Raw genomic sequence first — 17,998 nt, 5'->3', positions numbered from 1 at the left:
TTCTATGCTGCTCCTGATCTATAAAAAAGCAAATGATTTGGGCTACAAAACCGCTAAAAGACGCATCAAAATGGAACTTCGGGATATGATTACTGCAATTTTAATCGTATTTGCGGGAGGGGATCCAGGAAAGGTTTTCAAAACATAAGAATGCAAAAAAAAATGACCGGAATTTCTTCCGACCATGACTAGGCATATGTCCGGTCTTTTTTTTGTCCGTTACCCAGTTTTTTCAATCCTTTGAAAATGATTTACGGAAATACTTATATATGGCTGTGTATGTTTTAGATATTTTATTGTAAATAAGCGTTTTATATGTGTGATATTTAATTTAAATTTTTATTTTTGTAAAAATGCTTAATGTTTTTTAATAATCAGTGTAAATTATGAAAAGAAAAATTTTACTAGTTTGTGCGCTTGCTGCCGGTTTGGTTTCTGCGAATGCACAAAGGTGGGAGCCTGCATCCCAGAAAACTTCTCAAATCAGGAAAGAAGTTGAAGTTCAATACTCTTACAGAGTGGATCTGGCATCACTTAGAAATCTTTTAAAAGATGCTGTAGAAACAGGTAAAGATGCAAAACCTGTCATTATCTCTCTTCCAACAGCAGAAGGGAAAATTGAAAAATTTGCAGTGTTCAGCAACCCTGTTGTAGAAAAATCTATGGCAGACAGATACCAGTTGGGTTCATATGTAGGAGTGGGAGTTGATGACCCTTCCAAATACTTGAGATTCAGTACGGCTCCAACTGAAATACAATCTATGATTATCAAAAACGGAGTATTCCAGTTCATAGAGCCTATTACTACAGACAAACAGACTTACGGAGTATTCTATAAAACGAAAAGAACCGCAAGCGATAACGGATTTGAATGTACTACAGAAGAGAAAAATACGAAAGACATCAAATCATTGGAAATACATGGAAAGAATAACCTTTCTAACGTAGGAATTACCAACAGACCTTCTATTACAAAATACAGAACATATAGATTGGCACTTTCCACTACGGGAGAATATACCAAGAAATTTGACCCGGCAGGAGGAATTGTGAATACGGTAATTCAGATGAATGCTACCATGACACGTGTGAATGGAGTTTTCGAAAAAGAATTTGGAATCAAAGCAATTATTCAGGATATCCCGGCAATCATATACACAGATCCTACTTCAGATCCTTATACTGGAAACCTGAATCTGAATCTGCAGCAGACTCTGACCTCCGTGGTCGGCAATGCGAATTATGATATGGGACACGTATTTAATGCGGCAGGTGGAAACGGGAATGCCGGCTCCATCGGATCTACGTGTAAAGACCCTACAAGTTCTACCAACTTGGCAAAAGGATCTGCATTTACCCAAAATACAAACCCAACGGGTGACCTGTTTGATATTGATTACGTAGCACACGAGATGGGGCACCAGCTTGGTGGAAACCACACATTCTCTCACTCAACAGAAAATTCAGGAGTAAATATTGAACCGGGTGGAGGAACTACCATCATGGCATATGCCGGGATTACAGGAGATAATGTACAGATGAATTCTGATGCCTATTTCCATTACTCTTCCATCAATCAGATATTAATCAGTCTTGATGCTAAAACAACCTGTGGAACATCTGAGAATATCACGACCAATACGGCACCTGCAATTTCACCGCTTACCGCAAGAAATATTCCAAAAGGAACAGCATACTACCTGGATGCCTCTGCAACTGATGCACAAGGAGATCCTTTTACCTACACATGGGAACAATACGACAGTGTTGGGGCTAATGCTACTATTTCAGGAGATAGCGGTTGGGGCTACAATAGCGAAGGAAGTATAGCAAGATCATATTTCGGAACAGTAGGAGGAAGAAGATATTTCCCGAGCTTTGCCGCAGTAATGGAGGGAAAACTTACGGATAAAACCAATTGGGAAACAGTAACTTATGTTCCTAGAACTTTAAAGTATGCTGTTACACTAAGAGATGGCAATGTGACAAGACCTATGGTTTCTTCGGCTGAAACAACAGTAACAGTAGGAAACGACGGACCTTTTAAATTTAATGGTCTTACGGCTGCTTCAGTTCTATATAATAACGCATCGAACACAATACAATGGGAGGTCGCTAATACTACGGGTGCGCCTTATAACGTGGCCAATGTGAAAATAGATTATACTACCGATAACGGAGCTACTTGGACAGATTTAGCGGCTTCTGTACCAAATACAGGAAGCTATACAGGTCAAATGCCAGCCAGCTTAACGGGAGCTGTTAAATTAAGAATTTCAGCAATTGGAAATGTATTCTATGCTGTATCTCCTGCTGTTACTGTAGGGACAGCACCTACCTCTACTGCAGCAGCGCCAACAGGAGTTTCTACAGTAGATGCTGAAGTGTTCAAAACAACAGCAAGAGTATCTTGGAACAGCGTACCGGGAGCTGCGACTTATTCTGTAAATTATAGAAAAGCAGGAACTACCAACTGGTCTAATACAACAAGCACAGTAAATTCTGTAGTTCTTACAGGTTTAGAAGACGAATCAAACTTTGAAGTGCAGGTAGCAGCTGTAGTAAACAGCGTACCGGGAGCTTTTTCTTCAAATTATACTTTTAAAACAAAAGGATTAAAAACAGGAATAGATTACTGTTTACTGAATACGGGAATCAATCAGTTAGGAACTATTGCACGTGTGCAACTTTCTAATATTAACTATTTAGACGGAACTTTCAGATCTTACAAAGATGTAAGTGAAAATGCAGCACAGGTCATCAACCTGACAAAAGGAGTTCAATATACAGTTTCTGTACTTGCAGGAAGCTCTTCCAATTATGCTCAGAATCCATTTACTGTTAATGCATGGATCGATTATAACAGAAACGGTGTTTTTGAAGCATCTGAAAAAGTAATGACTTCTGCTTCTGCAGCTGGAACAAGAACAGAAACTGCGACGTTCACTGTTCCTGCAACAGCTTACAGCGGAGATAAATTGCTAAGAATGAGAGTGGCTGGAAACTTCAATTTAGCATTGAACAGTGCTTGTGGAAATACTAACCAGGCAGGAAGCGTGATGGATCTTTCAGTGAAAATCACAAGCGGATTAGCCGTAAATGATGTAAATGGGACAAAAACATCTGAAATTTCTATCTATCCAAACCCGGCAGATACTTTCGTGGAAGTTAAAAACCTCAAAGGAAAAGCTGATTACAGCATTTTCAGTGCAGACGGAAGATTAGTTCAGCAAGGTCAGACAGATGGCAACAACAGAATTAATGTTGCATCACTGATCAAAGGAATGTATGTGATCACTCTTAAAGATGACAAAAACACATACAATACTAAACTTATCAAAAAATAATAAGTAAGGATATCAATAACTGAGACCGGGCATTTGTCCGGTCTTTTTTATGCATTAAAATTGAGAAAAACAGGATGTTAACATAAGTTTCATGTTTCGTTCAAAAAAATTAACTTTACGCAGACAAAAATTATTGGAATGCGAAAGACAATTTCTGTGAAAAATCCCGATTTCAGTGTAGAGCCTCAGGAAAGAGAGATCTATAATTTTGAAAAAGACGGATTAGAATTAAAATCATCTTATACCCAAAAAGATGTTAAAAATGAATCTTTAACACAGACTTCTCCAGGAATTGCTCCCTATCTCAGAGGCCCGTATTCCACCATGTACGTACAAAAGCCGTGGACTGTAAGACAATACGCAGGCTTCTCTACAGCAGAAGAATCCAATGCCTTTTACAGAAGAAACCTTGCCGCAGGACAAAAAGGATTATCCGTTGCTTTTGACCTGGCCACACACAGAGGATATGATTCTGATCACTCAAGAGTGGTAGGTGACGTAGGTAAAGCCGGCGTAGCCATCGACTCTGTTGAAGACATGAAAATCCTCTTCAATGAGATTCCATTAGACGAGATCTCAGTGTCTATGACCATGAACGGTGCTGTACTTCCAATTTTGTCTTTCTATATTGTGGCTGCCGAAGAGCAAGGCGTAAGTCAGGAACTCCTTTCAGGAACTATTCAGAATGATATTCTGAAAGAATTTATGGTAAGGAACACCTATATTTATCCGCCGGCGCCTTCCATGAAAATTATTGCAGATATTTTTGAATACACTGCTCAAAATATTCCAAAATTCAACTCTATTTCTATCTCAGGATACCATATGCAGGAAGCAGGCGCCACTCCGGTGCTTGAAATGGCTTACACCCTTGCAGATGGTCTTGAATATGTTAGAACAGGGATCAAAGCAGGAATGAATGTAGATGATTTTGCTCCGAGACTTTCATTTTTCTGGGCGATTGGGATGAATCACTTTATGGAAATTGCAAAAATGCGTGCCGCAAGATACATCTGGGCCACTCTTTTAAAGCAGTTCAGTCCACAGAATCCAAAATCTCTTGCATTAAGAACCCACTCTCAAACCTCAGGATGGTCCCTTACAGAGCAGGAACCGTTTAATAATATTACAAGAACAGCTATTGAAGCCCTTTCCTCAGCTTTAGGCGGAACTCAGTCTTTGCACACCAATGCCTTGGATGAAGCGATTGCCCTTCCAACAGATTATTCAGCGAAAATTGCAAGAAATACCCAGATTATCCTTCAGCAGGAAAGTGGAATCTGCGACGTTGTAGACCCTATGGGTGGAAGCAATCTTGTAGAAAGCCTTACCCAGCAGATGATTGAGGAAGCGATGAAATATATCGATGAGGTAGAGCAGGAAGGAGGAATGACAAAAGCTATTGAAGCCGGAATTCCAAAAATGAGGATTGAAGAAGCAGCCGCTAAAAAACAGGCTAAAATTGATAGTGGTGAAGAATTCATCATTGGAGTGAACTCATTCAGAACAGCCTTAAAACAGGACGGAATAGAAATCCTGGATATCGATAACACAGAAGTCCGCAGAAAGCAGATTGAAAGACTTGAAAGAATAAAAGCAGAAAGAAATCCTGAAGCGGTTACCCAGATTCTGGACGAAATCCGTGAAAGTGCAAAGACAGGAAAAGGAAACCTTCTGGCTCTTTGTATAGAAGCGGCAAAAAGAAGAGTGACGCTTGGTGAAATGAGCGATGCCATGGAAGAAACTTTCGGTAGATATAAAGCCAATATTAGAACAATCTCTGGAGTATATGCTATGAACGCCGGGAAAAACGAATATTTTGAAAAAGCCCTTCATCTCACTCAAAAATTTGAAGAGGTAGAAGGCCGTCGCCCAAGAATTATGGTCGCCAAAATGGGTCAGGACGGGCACGACAGAGGTGCTAAAGTAGTAGCCACCGCATTTGCAGATATGGGATTCGATGTCGATGTGGCACCATTGTTCCAGACTCCGGAAGAAGTGGCTAAACAGGCCGTAGAAAACGATATCCACATCCTTGGAGTATCTTCTCTTGCCGCTGGCCATAAGACCCTGGTTCCACAGGTTGTGGAAGAGCTGAAGAAATTGGGAGCTGATGATGTAACGATCGTGGTAGGAGGCGTTATTCCACAGCAGGATTATGAATTCCTGTATGCTAACGGAGCAGACTTTATTTTCGGTCCGGGAACGAACCTTCCGAAATGTGCCGTGGAAATCTTACAGAAATTCTTAGAAAATTAAAATAAAACCTCACTCACTGTGCGGATTGATGGAAAAGTACTAATTTCAGTATTCCAACCATAAACCATACCGTGAGATGAATTTTAAAAATATAACAAAGCCTGCAGCCAGTAAGATCATTATTGTCGCAGGCTTAATTTTTATCGCTGTGTTTTGTTTTGCGGCAGATTCTAAAAACAAGCCCGTTCAGAAATCTGCAGTCCCTGCAGATATCAATCTGGTTAAAAATCACCTTACAGCCCTTACCCAAATCCCTGAATTCAGAAATCATAAAAATATTGACCAACTAAATGGTGTAGCAGACTACATTAAGCAGAACTTCAGTAAATATGGAGACAGTACAACCTTTCAGGAATATAATATTGAAGGTAAAACCTATAAAAATGTAATCACTTCTTTCGGTACAGAAAACCAAAAAAGGATCATTATTGGTGCTCATTATGACGTTTGCGGAGACCAGCAGGGAGCAGACGACAATGCTACCGGAGTGACAGCCCTTCTGGAACTGGCCAGAATGCTCAAAGATCAAAAGCTTAACTACCGGATCGATCTTGTGGCCTACACCCTGGAAGAACCTCCCTATTTCAGGACCGAAAATATGGGAAGCCACATTCATGCTCAATATTTAAAAGATCACAACATCGATGTATATGGGATGGCCAGTGTAGAAATGATAGGATATTTCAAGGATGAAAAAGATTCACAAAGCTATCCATTAGGGATTTTATCTTGGGTTTATGGCAACAAAGGAGACTTCATAACCCTTGTTAAAAAGTTCGGAGCCGGAAATTTTGTAAATAATTTCAACACTCAATTTAAAGAAGCCAATCAGATAAAAACAGAAACCTTTACCACCCCGACATTTATAAAAGGAACCGATTTTTCAGACCACCTTAATTATTGGAAATTCGGCTACTCCGCCCTGATGATCACAGATACATCATTTTTCAGGAATGAAAATTACCACCAAACCACAGACACTTTAGAAACACTTGATCTTACAAGAATGACTAAAGTGATAGATGGTATCTTTCTGAGCCTGATCTACATGAAATAAAAAAAAATATTTTGATATTCAGAAAAAATATTATATTTGCAACTGAAAATCAAGTTTAACCCATTAAAAAACAACGAAGCAATGTTCAAAACGAATCAAAATTCTTCAGCTGGAGTACCCCTTATGGTGGTAAGGCTTCGTGGTTTGGTATACTCTTAGAATAATAGTACAACGAAATATCAAAACCCGAAGTCGTAAAGATTTCGGGTTTTTTATTGCGCAATATAAACTCCAGTTTCCCCGAAATTTTTTAGTGTCATTAAGAACAAATGAAAAGATCTTTTACGATCCCACTTCATACTGTTCATTATCGTAAAATCAATCAACTGAAATTTTAGTTGAATACGGAATTGTTGTGATTTGTCAGAATCTAACTTCTAATATCTCACTTCTAAATTCTCTTTTATGGAAAATAATAACCTTCTGTTTCACCGCCTTAGAAGCGCTAGAAGCAGAAAAAGAACAGGTATAAAAGATGTAGAAAAACAGATAAGAAAAAAGTATAATCGTAGTGAAAAGCTGTGGGATATCAGAAGAAATATTCCTTGGATTCCGCTGGAAAACCCCTATCAGAGAGGATTTGTAAGATTCTTCGTACTGAATGATGAAGTGAAAAGATCCAAAGACGCAGATTTCTTTGAAGGAATTCTGAAGAAGATCAACACCTATATGTATTCCGAAAGCCGATTGTTTCTCAAAAAGAGAAAAAAGTTCGGACGAAGAATTTATGTGGAAAAAGAGCAGAAGCTCAACTGCATCTCCTTCTATGTATGGACAGACCCCAAATTTGGGCTTACCCCAAGAGAAAGGCAGTATTTTCTTAGAAAAGAAGAATACAATCCATTCACAAAAAGGAATGAAATCTACTACGAATTCATTGAACCCTGGAGATTCACCTTACGGATAAAGCCCAATATGATTACACACTATAAACCTGTAGATGCAGAGCTTGAAAAAGAATATGCTCAGCTTGAATCATATCTGGGACAGCATAAAATTAAGGGAATCATCCAAAAGAAAATCTATGGTAAATCAAATCCATGGAAAAAGGAATATGAAACTGAACTTATCAAAAGCAGAAAATATGCTGCCTGCATCATGTCTGCAACAGAGATTGCGGACTATTTTGAGGACTTATAGGTCCAAAATGATTTAAAACAAAAACAATGGGAAATTTAAAATTAAAAGGAAAAGATATATTAAAACTCGGCTATCCAAATAATCAAAGCGTCAATGTGGCTTTAGAGGTCATGAAAAGAAATTTTGCAACAAAGAATATTCATCATGTAAAATCTATTTTAAAAGACATCCTCCTCAATCCGGAGAACTTTGAAAAAGACCTCACTTTCGGTCAGATCGCAGAATCACTGCTTTCATCCAGAAAAACGGAAAAAAGGATGCTCAATAATCAGCGCGCTTCCTTCCAGATCTTTGGAAACAATATCTCTGAAGAAGCAAAAAACCAGCTGTATACTGCTTTAAAACTGCCAATCTCAACACAGGGCGCTTTAATGCCCGATGCACACAGCGGTTACGGACTGCCAATTGGTGGCGTTCTGGCTGTGGAAAATGCAGTAATCCCCTACGGGGTAGGAATGGATATCGGCTGTAGAATGAGCCTCAGTATTTTGGATATACCGGTTTCATATCTTGACGGCGCAAGAGATAAGTATGAAAAAGCTCTTGCCGAACATACCAAATTCGGGATGTACGAAACCCATAAATCTCATATCGATCACGAGATCTTTGAAAGAGATACCTTCGATATGATCCCGATTTTAAGAAGATTAAAGGGAAAAGCCATTAAACAAATGGGGTCATCCGGAGGAGGAAATCACTTCGTGGAATTCGGAGAGGTAGAGATTATAGAAGAAGAGGATCAGATTGGGCTACCGAAAGGAAAATACCTGGGAATACTGTCACACAGCGGATCGAGAGGTTTAGGTGCTGAGATTGCACAATACTACTCAAGAGTAGCAGCAGATCAGTGCCCGCTGCCAAAAGAGGCTCAGCAGTTTGCCTGGCTGGATCTGAATACCCACCTCGGCCTGGAATACTGGACTGCGATGAATCTTGCCGGAGATTATGCTTCCGCCTGTCATGATGATATCCATAGAAGGATTGTAAAAGCGGTGGGTGGAAGAGTAAAAGCAAGAATTGAAAACCATCACAATTTCGCGTGGAAAGAAGTGCATAACGGAAAAGAAGTGCTCGTCCACAGGAAAGGTGCAACTCCTGCCAACGTAAATGAATTGGGTATGATTCCAGGATCTATGACGGCAAAAGGCTTTATCGTTCGTGGAAAAGGAAATCCCGATGCTCTGAATTCAGCGTCGCATGGAGCCGGAAGAGCGCATTCAAGAGGAGAATGCAGAAGTCTTTTTACTCAGAATGATATCAAAAAAGAGCTGAAGCTGAAGAAAGTCACTTTGATGGGCGGGAATACGGAAGAAGCACCAATGGCTTATAAAGATATTCACGAAGTAATGAATGCACAAAGCGAATTGGTGGACATCCTTGGAACATTTCAGCCTAGAATTGTAAGAATGGACAAGTAAATTTTAGATGCAGGTTTGGTTATCAGTTGGCGGCAATTTGCTTTCAATTACAAACCTACAGTTTTAACCTTATAGGTTTCAAAAACCTATAAGGTTTTATAAATAATCATGTTGATACATGCCGTTATCAGTATGATCAACAAAAAAATAAAAAAATGGGAGCACCTCATAACATAAAAAGATACAAACAACAATATTCTTCTTACTATACTGATTGTCTGGTTGTTTGCCCCGACTGTGAAAAGTATTTCAGCAATTATTCTCAGAAAACACAGGGGCTGAAGCAGGATGAAGTTTTTGGCTGCCCCCTTTATTTTCAGGATGACTGCAAAGGAAATTTATTTTGGGCTAAAAACAGAGAGCACCTTTTAGAAATGGAGGCTTATGTTTCATCAGAATTAAGAACACTGCCGTACAGAATGCGTATGGTAGAAAGACTGCCAGCCTTTATCAAAGAAGCAAAAAATAGAGAAGCAGTCTTAAAAATTTTACAAAAATGGAAAAACTCATACAAATAACCTCCGGAAGAGGACCTTTAGAATGCCAGTGGGTTACCGCTAAAGTATTGAAGGTCCTTCTTGAGGAAATCAAGAATAATAAAATAGAATACGAAATCATCCACCGTGAAAATGGTGATGAAAACCTGACCCTTAAATCCGTAACCCTGCTTTTAAAAGCAAAAGAACTGAATACATTCCTAAAAACATGGTTAGGAAGCATATGCTGGACCGGAAAAAGTACATTCAGGAAACTTCATAAAAGAAGCAACTGGTTTATCGGTGTCTTCGAACTGGAAGGATTGGAGAAAATCAATTTCAGTGAAAAAGATATTCAGTTCCAGACTACAAGAAGTCAGGGAAGCGGCGGACAGAATGTAAACAAAGTCAATACCGCTGTTCGTGCCGTTCACGGACCAACGGGAGAAAGTGTTTTTGCACAGGATTCCCGGTCTCAGTTGGAGAATAAAAAGCTCGCCATCATGAGGCTGAAAGAAAAAGTGGCCGGAATTTATATCAGGCAGCTTGAAAAAAGGATGCAGGACACCTGGAACAATCATTTGCAGGTACAGAGAGGAAATCCGGTCCGTATATTTTCCGGAACAGATTTTAAAAAGAATCATCAGGATAAATCATTCAAAAAACAAAGGAATGACCTGAAAAAAGAATTAAAAGACGAGAAAAATGACCTTAACTAAAAGTAAATATTATTTTGAAGCACTGGACAATTATCCATACAGCCTTCCGGACTGCCTGGAAGCCCTGAATTATGCCTTGTCCTATGACCCTGAAGATGCGGACAGCCTTTGCCTGATGGGAAGAATATACAGCGAAATGCTGACGGATTATGAAAAAGCGAAAATCTATTTTGAAGAAGCGATGCAGTGTGATGTCGCTAATCTCAACACACCTTTACACTATATCAAATGTCTTTTGGATAATGAAGATTTGGAGGAAGCAGAAAAGCTCATTACCTATGCTTTAAAAATCAAAGGAATAGACAAAGCAAGAATATTGATCCAAAAATCGCTGTTGTTGGAGATCAGATGTGAATATAAAAAAGCTTTGGAACCCTTGGATGAAGCGAAAAAATACAGCTATAACCAAAATATGGTTGATTTTTTAAAGGCTAGAATCAAATTTGTTAAAAATAAAATAATAAAACCAAAGAAAAATAAGAAATAAATCTTATTTGGTTGATAATATTAGATTAAATATCTTTTTTTTGTTAAAAAATCATAACTTTATTGCGAAAAAAACAACCTTATGGATAGAAAATTATTTTTGTGGCCGGTATCGGTGGCTGTATTCTTTGCTTTCGGCAAAATGAATGCACAGAATTCAAATGAGCTTATTCAGAATTACTACCAGAAAAGTGGACAGTTAGCACAAAAAAACGGGACCACTGATAACACTGGCGTTATTATTTTGAATGAAGATCCTTCCAAAAGCCTGGGTGTGAATATTGTGAATGTTCAGCAGACGATTAACGGACTTAGGATCTATAATGCTTTGGGTAAAGTAATGATCAAAGAAGATAAAATCATCTCTGAAAAAAATGATTTTAAAAGAAATGTTTCTGTTGCCAATCCGGGAAAGTCTAAAGACAGATTTTCAGAAGATCTTCTGAAACAAAAACTGAATCTTGATGAAATTTCCAAAGTGGATTACCTTCCCAATGTATATTTTGAAAAGAATGGTGTCTATGTTTTGGCAAAAGAACTGTTTGTTACCGATAAAAATTCTTCCGGTGTATGGCATATCATTGCTGATGCCTCTACAGGTGACGTTCTTGCAAAAGATAATTTAACGGTAGATTGTAATTTTACCCATGACAATCACTTTGATAATGAATCACAATCTCATGCAGAGCAGCATTTAGGATCTGAAGCAAAGGCTGAAGTTGGGGTTGGAGCGTTGAATAAACCAATCAGCAGCAACTTGCTTGCTCCGTCGAATGCTTCTTACAATGTTTTCGCACTTCCTGTAGAAGCGCCCACATTCGGATCCCGCTCAATTGTCAGTAATCCGTGGGATATAACAGTTTCTCCGGAAGGATGGCATTCTGACGGAACGAATACCTACACCAATACCAGAGGGAATAATGTGTATGCTTATTCTGATCAGACCAATGCCAATACTCCCGGTTACTCACCAAGCGGTGGAGCTTCGTTAAACTTTGATTTTCCGTTTGCAGAAGGAAGGTTTATAAACCCTTTAACCCACAGAGATGCGGCCATCACCAATTTATTCTATATGAATAATAAAATGCATGACGTTTTCTACAAGTTCGGATTTACAGAATCTGCAAGAAACTATCAGACCAATAACTTCGCGAATGGAGGAATGGGAAATGATGCCGTAAATGCTGAAGCATTTGATGGAAGTGGTCTGAATAATGCGAATTTTAGTTCAGGATATGAAACTGTAATTTCGGGAATAACTTATCTCCAGGCTCCAAGAATGCAGATGTATCTTTGGGATAGAACACAGACCGCAGCAGATCCTATTTCCAGATACCAGTATAATTCTCCAGCAACCGCTGTAAGCAGACCTAAAGTAATGACGGGCAGCGCGACCTTTGGTCCTCTTTTATTTGATGGACAGACAGTGACCGGGGATCTTGCTGTTTCAGTACCGGCAGATGCCTGTACACAACCAGCGTTGGGAAGTCTTACCGGTAAAATAGCAGTAGTAACAAGTACAACCTGTGAATATAGCCTGAAAGTTTTGAATGCACAGAAAGCAGGAGCTGTAGGAGTTATTGTCTACAGACCGTCTACTGATACTCCGACCAATATGGGTGCAAATATGGGGGCAGGTACTCCCGCCAGCCAGGTTACCATTCCTTCTATCAATATAGGAAAAACGGAAGGGCTATATATGGTAACAGAAGTGGGGAATGGAAATATGATCAATGCTACATTAGGAAATGATTTTAATGGCTTTAAACATTCAAGTTTGGATAACGGGATCATTGCCCATGAATACGGGCATGGTATTTCAAACAGATTAACAGGTCAGGGATACAGCTGTCTTTCTGCAGCCAATAGTGCAGAACAGATGGGAGAAGGATGGTCTGATTTCTTTGCATTAATGCTTACAACAAGACCGGGAGACACTTCAGCATTAGCCAGAGGGATGTCAACCTATTCAGCAGATCAGCCGACAACAGGAGCAGGAATAAGACCTGCCAAATACTCTCCGGATTTTGGTGTAAACAGTTATACCTACGGAAATACAAATACCGTTTCCGGTTCCCATGCCATAGGATTTATATGGGCAACCATGCTTTGGGATCTGACATGGAAATACATAGAAAAATATGGATACAACAGTGATGTGCTGGCAAGTGCCACGTCTGGAAACGCAAAAGTTTTACAGCTTGTTGTCAATGGGCTTAAACTACAGGTATGCAGCCCTACATTTATCGATGGGAGAGATGCCATCCTTCAGGCAGATGCTGTAGGAAATGCAGGACTTGATAAATGCATGATCTGGAAAGCTTTTGCCAAGAGAGGGTTAGGTATTAATGCTTCTGCCGGAGTTAGAGCCACGGCTAATGATCAGGTTGAAAATTTTGAAGTTCCTCAGGAATGTAACACTGTTTTAGCGACTCAGGATGTAAAAGGAACAGAGAATAAATTTGTGATATTCCCTAATCCGACTTATGATGAATTCTTTGTAGGTAATTTAGAGTCATCCTCTAAAGATGTTCAGATCAAAATGTTTGATATGTCTGGAAAATTAGTCTACTCAGATGCCAGAGATTCTCAATCCAAAAAAGGAATTTCTACAAAAGGCCTTCAAAAAGGAGTATATATGGTACACATCAAACAGGGTGAAAAAGCTCAGATTGAAAAACTGATTGTAAGATAAATCCTACCGTTTAATCAATATAAAAGGGCCTGAAAAGGCTCTTTTTTTGTAGCTTTAATATATGGAACTGTATTTTGAACTTAAAACACTTCAGCTAAAAGAAACTTTCTCGATCGCTTATGGAAATTATGACAAAAGGGAAGCGCTGCTTGTAGAACTGTCTTATCTCAATGGTAAAGGGTATGGCGAATGTGTTGCCATAGATTATTATCAGATCGATCTCAAGGATTTTATCATTAGGTTAAAAGAAATTCAGCCGTTACTTGAAAAACAGGGTATCATTCATCCAACGGGATTTTTCCGTTTTCTTTCGGGGCTTGATCTGCATCCGTTTTTATTGTCTGCTTTAGACTGTGCCTATTGGGATTTGTTCGGAAAACTGGAAAACAAAAGCTTTGTAGAATTGAATATGATTCCTTCTGAGAACTTAATAGAAAGTTCTATTACCATTTCGGTGGCGGACGTTGAAGATCAGATCAGAAAAATAGAAAACAGCAACTGGAACAGGTTCAAAGTAAAATGCAAAGGACTGAATAAAGATCATATCAAAAAACTGCTGAGGTTAGACCATACTATTGCCTTAGACTCCAATGCCAGCTTTACAGATCAGGACTGTCTCTGGCTTCAGGAAAATAAATATATCAGTCGGTTTTCTTATCTGGAACAGCCAAGACCCGTTGGGAATTACAACATACTCAATAAAGCGAGTTCTGCAAACTGGATGGCAGATGAGGATTGTCAAAATCTCAGTTCTCTGGAAGAGCTGCTGCCTTACTATAAAAGTGTCAACATCAAACTGATGAAATGCGGAGGACTGACTCCAGCTTTAGAAATGATCAGGAAAGCAAAAGAATTAGGCTATAAGGTCATGATAGGTTGTATGACAGAATCTACCGTTGGAATTTCTGCAGGCTGTGTACTGGCAGGACTGGCAGATTTCGCCGATCTGGATGGGGCCAACCTGATCTCCAATGATCAGGCTTCCGGAAATTTCGTGGAAAAAGGGAAAATAATCCTATCCGGAAAACCAGGATTGGGAATAGTTTTAAAATAAGCCACAAGGAATTATGAATGATAAGTAGTTATAAGTTTTGTACATCTATACTCTCAAACTCTCATTCACTCCAACTCTAAAACACTATTTCTTATTCACAGAAATCAGATAATCATAAACCATCTGGTGCTGTTCATCATTTAATTTAGCCTTTGGAGCCATTCTGCTTAAAGTTTTTATCCATCCCTGATCATCATGCTTGGCAGGATCGGGTAGTTTATGGCATCGGGAACATGAATTTTCAAAAATAGTTTTCCCTTGAACCAGCTGTTCAGACGCGGTATACTTCGGTCCGGTCACAGCTGTACTTTTAGGGCCGCACGATACCATCAATACAGTACATGCTCCCATACCTAAGATTGTTTTTTTTATACCCATATTTTGATTTGGTGATTATTTCTTCACGGAAACAATGTAATCATAAACCCACTGATGCTGCTCGTCTGTCAATTTCGCTTTTGGAGCCATTGAATTCATGATTCCTACCCACTGTACAGACGTGTGTGCTGTAGGATCCGGTAGTTTATGGCATCTTCCGCAGGCATTTTCAAAGATGGTCTTTCCCTGTGCTATTTGTTCTGCAGTAGAAACAGCGGGTCCCATAGGGGCAGCTGTAGAGGCCTTTGGTGTACAAGATGCCAGTAAAATACAGGTAAATAGTGCAGCAGCGGATATTTTTTTCATGTTTCTCAATTTGATTCCTAACAAATGTAGGAATTTCCCTCTCCCGTTGATGAAACGACCGCTAGTTTTAATTTAGAAGAAATAAAATTAATGGCCGTTTGTATGGGAGTTTGAAGGTTATTTTTATACTTTTGAATCAATGAAATTTTCTACAGAAGAACTCATCGAAGGAATACGGTCAGGAAATAAACGTCTGACTGCAAAAGCTATTACATTAGTTGAAAGCAAAAAAGCCGAGCACAGAGCCCAGGCTGAAGAACTTCTGAAAGAAATTATGCCTTTTACAGGAAACTCCATCAGAGTAGGAATTACCGGAGTACCGGGTGCCGGAAAATCTACATTTATTGAAAATTTCGGAAGATTGGTCATTGCTAACGGAAAAAAAGTAGCCGTTCTGGCTATTGACCCCAGTTCCTCCATCAACAAAGGAAGTATTTTGGGTGATAAAACCAGAATGGAAGAGCTTGCCAAAGAAGAAAATGCTTTTATACGCCCTTCCCCAAGTTCCGGATTTCTTGGAGGGGTAGCCAATACCACCTTTGAAACCATGATGATCTGCGAGGCGGCAGGATATGATTATATTCTGATAGAAACCGTTGGTGTAGGCCAGTCAGAAGTCCTGGTAGCAGATATTACCGATGTATTTTTATTCCTGAAGATCATTGGGGGAGGAGACGAGCTGCAGGGCATCAAGCGGGGGATTATGGAGATGGTGGATGTTATTTTTATCAATAAAGTAGAGAAGGATAACCTTCAGAAGGCAAAAAATACAAGACAGGAATTGAAACGCGCTCTGGACTTTATTCCTCCCAAAGAAAAAGGCTGGAAAATTCCTGTATTATTAGGTTCTGCCCTTTATAATGAAGGTCTGGATGAGGTTTATACAAAAATCGACGAATTCATAGATCTGAAAAAGAAAAGCGACCGCTTTAAAGAAGTTCGTACCCAACAGGCCGAAAAACGCTTCGAATATTGGGTTCAGGAATATATTCTGGCTATGATGAAAAGAAGCAGTTCAGTGGAAGAGGCCTATGTACAGCACAAAAAAAATGCTTCAGCAATGGTTTCTAATCCCAGCACTGAAGCAAAATTATTTGTTGAAAATTTTTTATCTAAAGACTAAAGTTTTTCCTTCGGTTTCTCTGTTTCTTCATTTTTTGAAACAGTACCGTCATAGGTGATAGGCTGTCTGTCGTTACTTCTCATAGAAACGAATGCTTTACCATTTTTAAATACTTCTATCGTAATTTCGTCAACGTTTCTTACATCCACAGGTTTGATCTTTAAAGTCCAGTTTCCCTTTTTATTTTGAGATTTGTTTACTGTGAAATCTTTCGAAGTAAAACGGTAGCTGTTATTTGCGGTATTGTAAGAAGCGTTGTATAATCTTCCAAAGTAAGGGAGAGTAACTTCTAAATTATTTTTCTTAAGTACAATAGTGTAACTTAGTCCATCCAGCTGAAGCATTCTTGTGGAAGGAGCATTTTGAATAGATCCCATCACATTAATCACCTCATAGTTCATAGGATTGGCCCGTTGGGCATAAAAAGTAAATTCCTCAGAATCTACCAGTGTGTCTACTGTTTTGGAATCCAATGAGCCCTGTGAAGAACAGCTCTGAAAGAGAAAAAGAAAACCAAAAATAAATATAAGTGAGATATACTTTTTCATAACCGTAATAATTGTTAAATTTAAATAGCAAAATGTATGCAAATATATCCCTTCTCAACCATTTTGGAACAAAAATTGTAAATGTTGAATTATTAACACTCGAAATATGAAATTTACACATCTATTAGGAATAGGAGCAGTTGCGTTGTCAACTCTAGCTTGTACTACAAATCCGATTACGGGCAGGTCTTCATTACAGATCGCCAATAACTCGGAAATACTGACCATGTCTTCTCAGGAATATAAAACAACATTGTCTAAATCTAAGATTATCTCCGGAACTGCAGATGCCAAAAGAGTATCGAGTGTAGGGAGCAGAATAAAAAGTGCGGCAGAAAGATACTATCAGAGCATAGGAAGATCAGCAGATCTTGCCAATTACAACTGGGAGTTTAATCTTCTGCAAAGCAATGAATTGAATGCGTGGTGTATGCCTGGCGGGAAAGTGGCAGTATACACAGGAATTCTTCCTGTCACGAAAAATGATAATGGTCTTGCTGTAGTTATGGGACACGAAGTTTCACATGCTTTGGCGGGGCATGGAAATGAAAGAATTTCTCAGGCAATGGTAGCACAGTACGGCGGTTCTATTTTGGGTGGAACCATTTCCAATTCACAATGGGCCGGTATTTTTGAAAAAGTGTATCCTATCGGGTCACAGGTAGCTTTATTGAAATACGGAAGAAATCAGGAATCAGAGGCAGATCAGATGGGACTGTACCTGATGTCTATGGCAGGATACGATCCGAGAGAAGCCATTCCTTTCTGGAATAGAATGGAAGGTGCCTCTTCAGGAGCAAAACAGCCGGAATTCCTGTCTACTCACCCAAATCCTGAGTCCAGAATTTCAGACATTAATAAAAACCTTCCAAAAGCTTTGGAATATTATAAAGCTGCCGGAGGGAAGATATAATGATTTAACATTTTAATCTTGTATAAAGCCTTATTGAATTTTATTAAATTGGGTAAGGCTTTTTAATCAACCACTAAAC

15 protein-coding genes are annotated in these 17,998 nt (G+C 39.1%); 12 read left to right on the top strand and 3 right to left on the bottom strand.

Going from position 1 to position 17,998, the window contains the following annotated elements:
• The first annotated feature begins 386 nt into the window (after window positions 1–386).
• From HHL23_RS07470 to HHL23_RS07425, 10 genes are all read left to right on the top strand, one after another.
• Entirely contained in the window at window positions 387–3,347 is a 2,961-nt protein-coding gene (locus tag HHL23_RS07470) for a reprolysin-like metallopeptidase (protein ID WP_169234183.1), read from the top strand.
• Between the two features lie 138 nt (window positions 3,348–3,485).
• Window positions 3,486–5,606, top strand: a complete 2,121-nt coding sequence (scpA, locus tag HHL23_RS07465) for a methylmalonyl-CoA mutase (protein ID WP_169234182.1) — start codon at window positions 3,486–3,488, stop codon at window positions 5,604–5,606.
• Between the two features lie 76 nt (window positions 5,607–5,682).
• Window positions 5,683–6,663 (top strand): M28 family peptidase, encoded by a 981-nt coding sequence (locus HHL23_RS07460; RefSeq protein WP_169234181.1) that lies wholly within the window; start codon window positions 5,683–5,685, stop codon window positions 6,661–6,663.
• Between the two features lie 405 nt (window positions 6,664–7,068).
• Window positions 7,069–7,803: a hypothetical protein gene (locus HHL23_RS07455; RefSeq protein WP_169234180.1), complete on the top strand. Its 735-nt coding sequence runs from the start codon at window positions 7,069–7,071 to the stop codon at window positions 7,801–7,803.
• 26 nt (window positions 7,804–7,829) lie between these two features.
• Window positions 7,830–9,221: an RtcB family protein gene (locus tag HHL23_RS07450; RefSeq protein WP_169234179.1), complete on the top strand. Its 1,392-nt coding sequence runs from the start codon at window positions 7,830–7,832 to the stop codon at window positions 9,219–9,221.
• Between the two features lie 155 nt (window positions 9,222–9,376).
• The gene (locus HHL23_RS07445; protein ID WP_169234178.1) at window positions 9,377–9,739 is read left to right on the top strand and encodes a hypothetical protein; all 363 of its coding nucleotides are present in this window, start codon (window positions 9,377–9,379) and stop codon (window positions 9,737–9,739) included.
• The gene (prfH, locus tag HHL23_RS07440; protein WP_169234177.1) at window positions 9,718–10,416 is read left to right on the top strand and encodes a peptide chain release factor H; all 699 of its coding nucleotides are present in this window, start codon (window positions 9,718–9,720) and stop codon (window positions 10,414–10,416) included. The genes HHL23_RS07445 and prfH overlap by 22 nt, the downstream gene beginning before the upstream one ends.
• Window positions 10,403–10,903: a tetratricopeptide repeat protein gene (locus tag HHL23_RS07435; RefSeq protein ID WP_169234176.1), complete on the top strand. Its 501-nt coding sequence runs from the start codon at window positions 10,403–10,405 to the stop codon at window positions 10,901–10,903. Before prfH ends, HHL23_RS07435 begins: the two co-directional genes overlap by 14 nt.
• 81 nt (window positions 10,904–10,984) lie before the next feature.
• Window positions 10,985–13,597 (top strand): T9SS-dependent M36 family metallopeptidase, encoded by a 2,613-nt coding sequence (locus HHL23_RS07430; protein WP_169234175.1) that lies wholly within the window; start codon window positions 10,985–10,987, stop codon window positions 13,595–13,597.
• A gap of 61 nt (window positions 13,598–13,658) precedes the next feature.
• The gene (locus tag HHL23_RS07425; protein ID WP_169234174.1) at window positions 13,659–14,651 is read left to right on the top strand and encodes an enolase C-terminal domain-like protein; all 993 of its coding nucleotides are present in this window, start codon (window positions 13,659–13,661) and stop codon (window positions 14,649–14,651) included.
• Between the two features lie 84 nt (window positions 14,652–14,735).
• On the opposite strand, the gene HHL23_RS07420 is transcribed toward HHL23_RS07425, so the two are convergent.
• Window positions 14,736–15,029 carry a cytochrome C gene (locus HHL23_RS07420; RefSeq protein ID WP_228464660.1) on the bottom strand — a complete coding sequence of 98 codons (294 nt, stop codon included), beginning with the start codon at window positions 15,027–15,029 and terminating at the stop codon, window positions 14,736–14,738.
• 15 nt (window positions 15,030–15,044) lie between these two features.
• Window positions 15,045–15,335 (bottom strand): c-type cytochrome, encoded by a 291-nt coding sequence (locus HHL23_RS07415; RefSeq protein WP_169234173.1) that lies wholly within the window; start codon window positions 15,333–15,335, stop codon window positions 15,045–15,047.
• A 139-nt stretch (window positions 15,336–15,474) separates the two neighbouring features.
• Between HHL23_RS07415 and meaB the strand changes: the two genes are divergently transcribed.
• Window positions 15,475–16,458, top strand: coding sequence for a methylmalonyl Co-A mutase-associated GTPase MeaB (meaB, locus tag HHL23_RS07410; protein ID WP_169234172.1), 984 nt, complete (start codon window positions 15,475–15,477; stop codon window positions 16,456–16,458).
• Here meaB and HHL23_RS07405 read toward each other — a convergent pair.
• Window positions 16,455–17,006, bottom strand: a complete 552-nt coding sequence (locus HHL23_RS07405; protein ID WP_169234171.1) for a DUF4251 domain-containing protein — start codon at window positions 17,004–17,006, stop codon at window positions 16,455–16,457. The two genes, meaB and HHL23_RS07405, sit on opposite strands and share 4 nt — an antisense overlap.
• Window positions 17,007–17,112: 106 nt before the next feature.
• On the opposite strand from HHL23_RS07405, the gene HHL23_RS07400 reads away from it, so the two are divergent.
• On the top strand, window positions 17,113–17,919 hold the full coding sequence (locus HHL23_RS07400) for a M48 family metallopeptidase (protein WP_169234170.1): 807 nt from the start codon (window positions 17,113–17,115) through the stop codon (window positions 17,917–17,919).
• Window positions 17,920–17,998: the final 79 nt, after the last annotated feature.

Origin of the sequence: Chryseobacterium antibioticum (assembly GCF_012927325.1) — a bacterium.
GTDB lineage: Bacteria > Bacteroidota > Bacteroidia > Flavobacteriales > Weeksellaceae > Chryseobacterium > Chryseobacterium antibioticum.
Note: the sequence above shows the minus strand (reverse complement) of the source record. Positions and strands in the feature narration are given on the sequence as shown.

What these genes read in the sequence shown, in the direction of transcription:
- HHL23_RS07450 (WP_169234179.1), top strand. Translation starts at nt 7,830, where the DNA reads ATGGGAAATTTAAAATTAAAAGGAAAAGATATATTAAAACTCGGCTAT.
- HHL23_RS07430 (WP_169234175.1), top strand. Translation starts at nt 10,985, where the DNA reads ATGGATAGAAAATTATTTTTGTGGCCGGTATCGGTGGCTGTATTCTTT.
- HHL23_RS07405 (WP_169234171.1), bottom strand. Translation starts at nt 17,006, where the DNA reads ATGAAAAAGTATATCTCACTTATATTTATTTTTGGTTTTCTTTTTCTC.
- prfH (WP_169234177.1), top strand. Translation starts at nt 9,718, where the DNA reads ATGGAAAAACTCATACAAATAACCTCCGGAAGAGGACCTTTAGAATGC.
- HHL23_RS07435 (WP_169234176.1), top strand. Translation starts at nt 10,403, where the DNA reads ATGACCTTAACTAAAAGTAAATATTATTTTGAAGCACTGGACAATTAT.
- HHL23_RS07460 (WP_169234181.1), top strand. Translation starts at nt 5,683, where the DNA reads ATGAATTTTAAAAATATAACAAAGCCTGCAGCCAGTAAGATCATTATT.
- scpA (WP_169234182.1), top strand. Translation starts at nt 3,486, where the DNA reads ATGCGAAAGACAATTTCTGTGAAAAATCCCGATTTCAGTGTAGAGCCT.
- meaB (WP_169234172.1), top strand. Translation starts at nt 15,475, where the DNA reads ATGAAATTTTCTACAGAAGAACTCATCGAAGGAATACGGTCAGGAAAT.
- HHL23_RS07425 (WP_169234174.1), top strand. Translation starts at nt 13,659, where the DNA reads ATGGAACTGTATTTTGAACTTAAAACACTTCAGCTAAAAGAAACTTTC.
- HHL23_RS07420 (WP_228464660.1), bottom strand. Translation starts at nt 15,029, where the DNA reads ATGGGTATAAAAAAAACAATCTTAGGTATGGGAGCATGTACTGTATTG.
- HHL23_RS07455 (WP_169234180.1), top strand. Translation starts at nt 7,069, where the DNA reads ATGGAAAATAATAACCTTCTGTTTCACCGCCTTAGAAGCGCTAGAAGC.
- HHL23_RS07400 (WP_169234170.1), top strand. Translation starts at nt 17,113, where the DNA reads ATGAAATTTACACATCTATTAGGAATAGGAGCAGTTGCGTTGTCAACT.
- HHL23_RS07470 (WP_169234183.1), top strand. Translation starts at nt 387, where the DNA reads ATGAAAAGAAAAATTTTACTAGTTTGTGCGCTTGCTGCCGGTTTGGTT.
- HHL23_RS07445 (WP_169234178.1), top strand. Translation starts at nt 9,377, where the DNA reads ATGGGAGCACCTCATAACATAAAAAGATACAAACAACAATATTCTTCT.
- HHL23_RS07415 (WP_169234173.1), bottom strand. Translation starts at nt 15,335, where the DNA reads ATGAAAAAAATATCCGCTGCTGCACTATTTACCTGTATTTTACTGGCA.